At 44.4% G+C, this 8753-nt stretch carries 12 protein-coding genes; 6 read left to right on the top strand and 6 right to left on the bottom strand.

Annotated features, from left to right (window positions below; translation table 11 throughout):
- Positions 1-400: 400 nt before the first annotated feature.
- Both N0824_RS06630 and N0824_RS06635 read left to right on the top strand, forming a co-directional pair.
- Positions 401-607, top strand: a complete 207-nt coding sequence (locus tag N0824_RS06630; RefSeq protein WP_002763776.1) for a hypothetical protein — start codon at positions 401-403, stop codon at positions 605-607.
- On the top strand, positions 597-1007 hold the full coding sequence (locus N0824_RS06635; protein ID WP_108936180.1) for a putative toxin-antitoxin system toxin component, PIN family: 411 nt from the start codon (positions 597-599) through the stop codon (positions 1005-1007). Before N0824_RS06630 ends, N0824_RS06635 begins: the two co-directional genes overlap by 11 nt.
- 340 nt (positions 1008-1347) lie before the next feature.
- On the opposite strand, the gene N0824_RS06640 is transcribed toward N0824_RS06635, so the two are convergent.
- From N0824_RS06640 to N0824_RS21560, 4 genes are all read right to left on the bottom strand, one after another.
- Entirely contained in the window at positions 1348-1614 is a 267-nt protein-coding gene (locus N0824_RS06640; RefSeq protein ID WP_108936181.1) for a hypothetical protein, read from the bottom strand.
- A 336-nt stretch (positions 1615-1950) separates the two neighbouring features.
- Complete coding sequence (gene ruvX, locus N0824_RS06650) at positions 1951-2454, bottom strand: Holliday junction resolvase RuvX (protein ID WP_233256372.1); 504 nt, start codon at positions 2452-2454, stop codon at positions 1951-1953.
- The gene (locus N0824_RS06655) at positions 2454-3695 is read right to left on the bottom strand and encodes a GNAT family N-acetyltransferase (protein WP_108936184.1); all 1242 of its coding nucleotides are present in this window, start codon (positions 3693-3695) and stop codon (positions 2454-2456) included. The genes ruvX and N0824_RS06655 overlap by 1 nt, the downstream gene beginning before the upstream one ends.
- A 28-nt stretch (positions 3696-3723) precedes the next feature.
- Complete coding sequence (locus tag N0824_RS21560) at positions 3724-3849, bottom strand: hypothetical protein (RefSeq protein ID WP_255420514.1); 126 nt, start codon at positions 3847-3849, stop codon at positions 3724-3726.
- Between the two features lie 58 nt (positions 3850-3907).
- Between N0824_RS21560 and N0824_RS06660 the strand changes: the two genes are divergently transcribed.
- Positions 3908-4414 carry a hypothetical protein gene (locus tag N0824_RS06660; RefSeq protein ID WP_002802760.1) on the top strand — a complete coding sequence of 169 codons (507 nt, stop codon included), beginning with the start codon at positions 3908-3910 and terminating at the stop codon, positions 4412-4414.
- An 8-nt stretch (positions 4415-4422) separates the two neighbouring features.
- Positions 4423-4830 carry an MAPEG family protein gene (locus tag N0824_RS06665; protein WP_002783727.1) on the top strand — a complete coding sequence of 136 codons (408 nt, stop codon included), beginning with the start codon at positions 4423-4425 and terminating at the stop codon, positions 4828-4830.
- A gap of 90 nt (positions 4831-4920) precedes the next feature.
- Here N0824_RS06665 and N0824_RS06670 read toward each other — a convergent pair whose 3' ends face one another.
- Positions 4921-5961 (bottom strand): adenosine deaminase, encoded by a 1041-nt coding sequence (locus N0824_RS06670; RefSeq protein ID WP_108936185.1) that lies wholly within the window; start codon positions 5959-5961, stop codon positions 4921-4923.
- A gap of 414 nt (positions 5962-6375) precedes the next feature.
- Between N0824_RS06670 and N0824_RS06675 the strand changes: the two genes are divergently transcribed.
- A complete protein-coding gene (locus N0824_RS06675; RefSeq protein ID WP_108936186.1) occupies positions 6376-7206 on the top strand; it encodes a hypothetical protein in 831 nt (276 codons plus the stop codon).
- A 6-nt stretch (positions 7207-7212) separates the two neighbouring features.
- Here N0824_RS06675 and N0824_RS06680 read toward each other — a convergent pair whose 3' ends face one another.
- Positions 7213-8103, bottom strand: a complete 891-nt coding sequence (locus N0824_RS06680) for an alpha/beta fold hydrolase (RefSeq protein ID WP_108936187.1) — start codon at positions 8101-8103, stop codon at positions 7213-7215.
- A gap of 205 nt (positions 8104-8308) precedes the next feature.
- Between N0824_RS06680 and N0824_RS06685 the strand changes: the two genes are divergently transcribed.
- Positions 8309-8753 (top strand): DUF4347 domain-containing protein (locus N0824_RS06685; protein ID WP_146184263.1); only part of this gene is annotated, 445 nt, incomplete at its 3' end.

Consider the following 8753-nt stretch of genomic DNA (forward strand, 5'->3'; position numbering starts at 1 on the left):
AGAAATAAAGATAAAGTATGACGGGATTTGACATCATTTCTCGACAACCGGCTGCCGTTACGCACTCTAAAATAACTAAATTAAGGAGCATTTATGGTATTTTAGAAACAATTTAGCCAACTTTTGTGGTTTCTTTTTCGGTGGATTGGGAGGATTTTAGTTTATGCTTGAGGGTTGAAGTTGTGGCGAAGAGGTCGAGGACGATTTGAGGAACACTGTTAAATGTGATTAAATAAGTGGGTGGGTGGAATTAAATATAAGATGAACGTAGGTTGGGTTGAAGCATGAAACCCAACGCCCGATTATGTTACGCTACCGCTAACCCATCCTACAAATAATTGTGCCTCCCTACTTAGAGTACAATGAAAGTTGAAGATACACCTAGTTACCTAGTTAAGCCATGAAACAAGTTCTCAAAAATATTAAGGTATCGGAGATTCCTACACTAATCGCTCAGTTAGGTCTTTCTCCTGAACAAGAAGTTAATCTGACGATTGAGGAAAATTCAGAAAGTCTTATCTCAATTATGGATAAAGTCGGCAAAAAAGCTCAAGCTAAAGGTTTGACAGAAGATAAACTAACAGAACTATTAGTAGATGAATCCTAATCGAGTTGTTATAGATACAAATGTTTTTATTATTGCTTTACTAAATCCCCTAGTAACACCCAAAAAAGTAATCAATATAGCAGTCAGTCAATTTACTATTCTCCAGAGCGAAGCAAATTATCAAGAATTGGCAACGAGAATAAGTAAAAAGAAATTTGACAAATATTTAGAAAAAGATGATAGGTTAGATTTCTTGTCGTCTCTTAAAAATAGGAGCTTATTTGTTTATATATTGCATGAAACGAGAGTTTGTTCCGATTTAGATGATAATAAATTCTTAGAATTAGCTGTATCTGGAATGGCACAATACATCATAACAGGGGATAAGGAGCTTTTAATTCTCAATACTTATCAAGGGATTCCAATTATTACTCCAGCAGAGTTTTTAGTTATTTTCTAGTGTCACTGAGAATTTTTTGAGGGAGGAATGCAAAAAAATAAACCCATCAACTGACTGAATGAAGGGGAATTTATGGTATTTTTAGAGGCAATTTAGCCGACTTTTGTGGTTTCTTTTTCGGTGGATTGACAGGGTTTTAGTTGGCAACTGATAATAAAGCCTCTTCTATTGGCTTTGGTAACTCAATAGCATGAAACCGATTCACAGAAAAAGCGTAATCTTCACCACTTTCATCAATAACCCGAATTAGACTGTTTATTTCTGCTGTCTCATCAGGGATAACGCGGTTTAGCTAGGTTCTCAAAGATTTTATCTGTTTCGGGAATTTTCTTGAAAGGCTTCACTGTTTGTGTTTTTTTAAACGGTATCCCATCCGATTTAAAATATCCCCAATGGTTTGACGACAAGGTAACTCCTCATCTTTATACCCTTTTTCTTCGATTAAAGCTTCTCGCACCTCTCTGTCCCTGATTTTAGCATAAGCAAATGTTGATTGAAATTTAGGGTCAGCTTGCGAATAGGTTGACCCTAAACTTTTAAGATATTCTTCTAAATTTATCAGGATTTCTTCCGTTTTTTTCCGCCCTCTTGCTCTTTGTTTATCCAAACAAGTGATTCCTGTTTCTAGTTCTTTTAATCCAGTCGCTATCGCTTTTCTTGATCATCCTAATTGACTTTCCGTTTTTCTTGGCGAAGATTGAAAATAATCTTGAGCTACTTGCGCCATGAAAGCTCGTTTCTTGAAGCCTGTTAGCTTAGAGGATGCATCTTTTAGAGTGGACTCAAATTGTTTGTTTAACATTGGGATTTTTTATTAAGTTATCCTTTTATAGCGGTAAGCGCTTGAGTGAGATACAGACCAAGCTTTGCCTAGCATGGTTTATAGCTCGTGATACTGTACCTCATACGACTGCACACCGCTATAGTCTAACTGGTAATGTATTTATCCGCAAGTCCCTTGGCCACCAGTTCCCTTGGCGTTTTTTGGTTCGACGATTTCCCTATCCCCTAAAACAGCACTATTAACTCGCCGCCGGCGATCAAGCCATTGTTGTAAAATAATCGCCGCCGCTTCCCGATCAATCGCTGCCTTATCCCAAGAGGAAAACTGTTTTTTGGCTTTTAAGAATTCTTCCGCCTCTAGGGATGTGCAACGCTCATCAATGTATTCGAGGGGTAAATCCAAGGCGATCGCTAGTTTCTGGGCGTATTTTTGCACCTGTTGGGCCTGAAATCCTAGTTCTCCGGCCATGGTATAGGGCAGTCCCGCCACCAAAATCTTAATATTTCTTTCCTTGACAATTGCCTCAAACTGTGGTATGTCGGCAACAAAGGAAGAACGGATAATCGTGGTTAAACCAGTGGCGATTAAACCTGTACCGTCACATCCTGCCACTCCTACCCGTTTTTTGCCGATATCTAAGCCCAAGGCGGCGACTCTTTCCATCACACTGGATGCCCCTGATCGGGGGGTTCCGAGGGCGGTTTGACCGGGGGAAGTTCCCCCGGACTGTCGAGGGTGTCCAGGGGGGGATTATTCGGCCATTTTAACCAAGACATCCGACTAGGGATAGGAGTTCGCGGCACCGGTTGTAAACCCTGCAGCATTTCTGCCAGGGCGGAATTTTCCGGCTTAGTTTCGCGGATTTTGTGCCATACCGAGCGCGACATCATCAGGGTGTGGGAACTGCGGATTGCTCCCAATTGTTCCAGATATTCCCGTCTTTCGTGCTGATAATCAGCCGATATCAACTCTAGCGATCGAGGGGGATACTTGCGCGTGATCTGGGCCATCTGGATTAATAACTTAGGATAGAGCCAAGTGTAGGCAGGATGGACAATTAATTTCGCTTGATGGGGTCGCTCATCTTGATTAGATAGAATTAATTCAAAATAACCGATCGCCGCTTTTCGTTGTGGTTCAAAAACGTAACCGCGACTAATTTGCGGACCGCCGCACCAACTTTGACAGCGACCGAACAAACTATCAACTAAATTGATTTTAAAATCCTGGATATGGCGATCAAATACCTGACGCAATAACGGCGGCATAGACACACAATCTAACTGATAAAGTAATTGAGCGTCAGCATTGCTCACAGGCAGTAAATTCGGTAAATCTGCCTCTTGTTTGCTCAATTCCTGTAATAATTGCGGCGGTAAAGACCAATAGGTTAATTCTGCCAAAGGCTGAAACCCGTGTTGCCGAAAAAGTGCCAAACTGTCCTTTTGATTGATATTAACCTCTAACACCCAGGTGCGTGCTTCCCAAACCGTTTCTAGACAATAACGCAGTAATTGCGCCCCGATGCCCTTGGGTTCGCCTAAAGACTCCCCTGGATGCACCCGCACCTGTTCCACCCGCCAAGTGCTGCGACTACTATTAAAAGGGTTGACTTGGATGGCCCCGCGAATTTTCCCTTCTTCTCCCCGATTAGCCAAGGACTCGGCCACATAGACATGAAAACGGTGTTGCAGAGGATTGGGAAAAAAACTGAGAATTTTAAACAACCCAAACCAAGGCCGCACCTGCTGCACCTGGGTGCGGAAATTTTGGGCGCGACGATCAATATCCTCATCGAAGTCATCCAAGGTTAAAGCTTCAATGTCTTCTAAATCCCGATATTGTACGGGACGGATTGGGCGATCGCTAAAATCGTCCCCTTGGGGAACAGGAGAAGTGGTCATGGCTCTGGGGTAAATATCTTCTATGCACCTATCTTACCGTAGAATCTAGAGGCACTTCCCCATCAATAACAATTTCTGAGGGATCATAGGGGACCACCACAGAAAGGACACCTCGATCGGTAACAGGGGTTTTTTGGGCCAAATTTCCGATCATGACAATTCGATGCTACAATAACGGACGGTTAATCAGTCCGAATTTGCAGTAAAAGTCTTTGAGTCAATCTGTAGATACCACTAACACCCTAGACACTCTAGCTCAAGAACTGGCCGCCATTCAGCAGACCGGTTCTAAGCGCGTCGCTTTATTGGGTTCCCGTCACGTTCCCATCACGCACCAGCAATTGATCGAAATGATGGCCTATGCCCTCGTGCTGGGGGGCAATCGGATTATGACCTCCGGGGCGACGGGAACCAATTCCGCCGTCATTAAGGGGGCAATGCGGGCAGATCCTAATCTGTTAACCGTGATCTTACCTCAAAGTCTCGATCGCCAGCCCCTGGAATCCCAAGAACAACTCCAGCAGGTTATCCATCTGGTGGAATGTCCCGAAAATGATCATCTATCCCTAGGGGAAGCCAGCAGCCTCTGTAATCGCGAGATTATCAATCGTTGTCAACAGTTAATCTGTTTTGCTTTCCACGACAGTCAGACCCTTTTGCAAACCTGCGCGGAAGCGGAAGATCAACGCAAGCTAGTTACCCTATTTTATTTTGACTAAATTCAGCGATGAATCTCTCCGTCAGTGCCATTCTTCTCTATTCGATAGTGGCTGCCGCTATCTCTGTCTATCTACCTTTTCTGCTGGTGGCCTACGCTAGGGCTAAGGTGGGTTACGATACCTCCGCTCCCCGGGCCATGTTCGACCAACTCCCAGACTACGCTAAACGAGCAACTTGGGCCCATCAAAATGGTTTTGAAACCTTTATGATCTATAGTGCCGCCGCTCTCATGGCCTACGTTACAGGAGTCTCCTCATCCCTGGCTGCTAACTGTGCGATCGCTTTTGTGATCCTCCGGCTTCTATTTTCCCTTTTTTATATCACTAATGTCCCGATCGCTCGTTCCCTGATGTTCGGTCTTGGTTCTCTGTGTACTTATACTCTCTTTGGGTTGAGTTTAATCAAGATTCAGTAGAATTCCCGAAACCCGATGCACGAGAGTGGAAAAACCCTATAGTTCGGGAGCGGTAAAGAATTTGCCTAACCCGAACTAAGGTTAATTTTGTTACTGATAAACCGGTAATTTGGGATTATCCACTGATAACAAACCGGTTAAAAGTGAGGCGGGTTTTTGACTATAGGGCCAGGCAAAAGCATGGCGAAAAGCCGCATCTTGACAAGCTTGTAATTGTCGAAAATCGATCACGTCTAGGGTGAGTAAATTTTCGTACTCGAAGGGGAGCCGGACATTGTGTAAACCAGCATTATCGGTACAGATAGCAATATCAACCCCCGCTTCAAAACAGCGATCAAAGACTATCTTTAATTGCGATAAACTCTCAAGGGTGCCAGTTTTTAAATAGGTGGTGGGACAGACTTCTAAACATTGATGACGACGGGCAACTTCCGGCAGCAATTCTGGGTATTGTAGGGGAATTTGAATACCGTGACCAATTCTTTGCAGATAGGGCAGTAATTGGGGATAACAACCGTCCTTTGTTTCGTAAAGATGGCCGGTGGTATTTAAACCATTTTCCCTGGCATAACTGTATAAACCGGCAAATTCCTCTAGTCGAGTTTGGTAGTAGGAATCACCCCCAGCAATATCGATCGCACAGACGTATTCTCTCATCCCTAGGGCCAGATCAACGATCGCTTTGTTGACTTCGTAGGGAAGTCGCGAGTGCATACAGAGAATTTGACTGGTAATAATCGGATATTCGCTCATTTTCGAGGCTTGACCAACGATCTCGACAATCGATCGCATTTGCTCGATTCGCTCTGTTTGGTTCAAATGTTCGTCGGTGCGATAGTAGGGAGTATAGCGCAATTCTAAATAGGCCAGATTCTCGAAGATATAAGCACCGCGAATCAGACGATAGATAAAATAGGGCAAAGTTTGGGCGGTTTGAACACTTTCGACGAGGGTGTGTAATTCCAAATACTCATCTAAACTATTGCGTTTGCGGGTGTAAAATTCCTCAAAAGCGGGATATTCCGGGAATTTATCCGCTAAATCCCGCTCATGTCTGTGAAAGTAGCGCCAGAGAATTCTCGGTACTACCGATCCCCCTAAATGCCGATGCAAATCCGCGTATAAAGCCACAACTCCGCTGCTCCTTAGTCTCTCAAATGTTCCTTAAATATAACGAAGTTTTACAATTGTTTGACAATTGCTCGCAAATAGCGCTAGTACCTAGTCGGTGAACAGTGTGGGAATTATGAATTATGAATTATGAATTATGAATTAACCCAGTGTGCAACCATATTTTTAGTCTTGATTTACAAGGCTTTCAGAAATCAGCAGAGATGAAAGTATCCTCTGGAACCCTGATTCTGTCGTTTTCAGTGGCACATCGCGTGAATTACGAATTGGGCAGAAGTTAGAAGAGAGATGGGGGAAGGGGAGATGGGGAGATGGGGAGATGGCGGGAAAAAAAGCTGACTCCTGATAACTGATAACTGATCACTGATCACTGATTTGATAGCATGGAGGAAAACCTATAGAGGGTGAAGCGGTATGAGTGACTATAAAGATTCTTCTTCCATGCGCTATTTCTTGGCAGGATTAAAACCCTTTGCCCAACCTTTGTTTTGGCTGCCGCTAGGAATATTTTCCTTGGCTCTAATTGCTTTCTCGATATATCAACAGAATCCTGAATGGTTGGGTTCGGTATTCGATACCCCAGGAATGTCCTTGGAGGAAAGCGAAATCCAGACTGACCAGATTACCGATACTTCTCCCCCCACTGCCGTACCACTGCCGGCCATTCCTGCCAATAATAATACCGCTCGCCCGGGGAGAGCGGCCTCAACGCAGCCTTTTGATCCTTTAAATACTAATCCCAATGACAACCAGAAACCCTCTTTATTCGCCCCGTTAATGCCGCAGACTAAGCAAAATCAGCCACCGAAGGCTAGTAAAACTCTGCAACCGATTCAACTGCGACCGATTAGTGGCGACACTATCAATTATCCTTTACAAAGGGAAATCGAAAATCGCTCGCGGACTACTAACTTGAATAATTCTCCTAATCTCAACCCCGGGGGCAACCCGAATCAAGTCAACCCCCAGGGGAATAATTCTCCAGGTCAACAAAATGTTCCGCCCCTACCCTCCCAGAATAATACCAACCCTAACCCCGTCCCTGGCTCTAGCAACCAATCCAACTATTATCAACCCCCCGTATATCAGGCCCCCGTCTACGGCAGTCAACCTAACGTCACTGGTTATCCCAATCAGGGAATGCCGCCCAACAATAATGGCACCCCCAATCAAGTTCCCCCTCAAACTACTAACCGAGGCTTCACCATCCAACAACCCATTGATACTAGGTCTTCTGGTTACTAGAAGGACTTAGATAGGAGCTTGCAGGAAGTCTAATAAAATCGGATTAACTATTTCTGGAGCTTCATCCTGGGGACAGTGGCCTAAACCAGCTAAGGGGATAAACTGTTTTACTGTCGGGAATCGTGCTAATTCCCGGCCCAAGGGCAAGGGTTCCCAGGGATCTTCGCTACCCCAAAGCAGAATAGCCGGACAGGGGAGAATCGGCAGCAGGTCTTCTGGGAGTGGGCCGCCAGAATAACCGGTAAAAGCGAGGAAAACCTCGATCGCTCCTGGATCTCGGGCGGGTTTTAAGATTATTTCTACTAATTCCTCTGTTACCGCTTCCGAGCGCCGATAAGCTTGCAGGAGAATTTTACGCACTGTCTGGGGTTTAGCGATTTGTTGGAAGAAAAAAGCCCCAATTGCTTTATTTTTGAGAATTATTTGGGCAATATCCGCGCCGAAACGACGATACCAGGGTAATTCCCCCCGTTTTCTTTCGTGCAGTAGTCTTAGGGAACAATTAATCGCCGCTACCCCAAGGACAAAATCAGGATAATCGACGGCAGCCTGCATAATCGCCACACAACCGATGGAATTACCCGCCAAAAAAGCGGGACCCCCCACCACTTCCCGACAAAAATCGGCAATTTGCGCCCCCCAAGTCTCGAAAGTGTAATCGACCTCGTTTTTTGGTTCGGGTTTGTCGGAACCGCCAAAACCAATTAAATCTAGGGCAAAACAGCGACATTTTTCGCCTAAAACAGGGATATTTTTCCGCCAATGTCCCCAAGATGCCCCAAATCCATGCACAAGCACGATCGCAGGTCCTGTCTCCCCCGCACTTTGATAGGTGATTTTGAATCCCCGCCAATGCCAAATTTTTGGTTGTGTCTCTAATTCTAGAATTTGCTGCATATTTTTGTTTATCTGTAAAGTATTTGTTGCTTTTCTTAATATATACTGTCAGGAAAGAAGCATTAAGCGAATAGAAGCATTTTTAGAAAACCGTTTTCTTCGAGAAACCCGTTTTCTTGCAATATTAATTTCTGTCACAGGGGTCTTGAAAAATTGGGTATTGTTGAGCTAAAACTGTTAGCAATAAACTTTTGCTGTCAATGTCATGACTTCCACCCTCTTGCCGAGCCTTCCTGCTGTTGACGATGTTTTGTTCAATTTCGCTCAATCTGATGGCTTGAGTCAAGCTAATCAGGTGAATAGTGCGAGAAATCAGCGTTTAACCGCTACCGTAGTTTTCCTCGATGCTGGTGTTACCGATTATCAAAGTCTCCAAGCTGGAGTAATTCCAGAAGTCGCCACCGTTATTCTCTCTGCCAATCAAGACGGAATCGAACAAATATCCGCTTTTTTACAACAAAATCCCCAGATTACCACCATTCACCTGGTTTCCCATGGTGCGCCGGGGTGCTTATATTTAGGGAATTGTCAACTTAATTTAACAAATATTTACGATTACCGCCAACAGTTACAGAATTGGGCAAAGATTAATCATATCCTACTGTACGGTTGTCAGGTCGCGGCGGGAGATGCCGGGACAGAGTTTATTA

Origin of the sequence: Microcystis sp. 0824 (assembly GCF_003112475.1) — a bacterium.
GTDB classification, from domain to species: Bacteria; Cyanobacteriota; Cyanobacteriia; order Cyanobacteriales; family Microcystaceae; genus Microcystis; species Microcystis aeruginosa_C.

Coding starts and splice junctions, on each gene's coding strand:
- N0824_RS06665 (WP_002783727.1), top strand. CDS start 4,423: ATGAATCTCTCCGTCAGTGCCATTCTTCTCTATTCGATAGTGGCTGCC.
- N0824_RS06675 (WP_108936186.1), top strand. CDS start 6,376: ATGAGTGACTATAAAGATTCTTCTTCCATGCGCTATTTCTTGGCAGGA.
- ruvX (WP_233256372.1), bottom strand. CDS start 2,454: ATGGAAAGAGTCGCCGCCTTGGGCTTAGATATCGGCAAAAAACGGGTA.
- N0824_RS06630 (WP_002763776.1), top strand. CDS start 401: ATGAAACAAGTTCTCAAAAATATTAAGGTATCGGAGATTCCTACACTA.
- N0824_RS06655 (WP_108936184.1), bottom strand. CDS start 3,695: ATGACCACTTCTCCTGTTCCCCAAGGGGACGATTTTAGCGATCGCCCA.
- N0824_RS06635 (WP_108936180.1), top strand. CDS start 597: ATGAATCCTAATCGAGTTGTTATAGATACAAATGTTTTTATTATTGCT.
- N0824_RS21560 (WP_255420514.1), bottom strand. CDS start 3,849: ATGATCGGAAATTTGGCCCAAAAAACCCCTGTTACCGATCGAGGTGTC.
- N0824_RS06680 (WP_108936187.1), bottom strand. CDS start 8,103: ATGCAGCAAATTCTAGAATTAGAGACACAACCAAAAATTTGGCATTGG.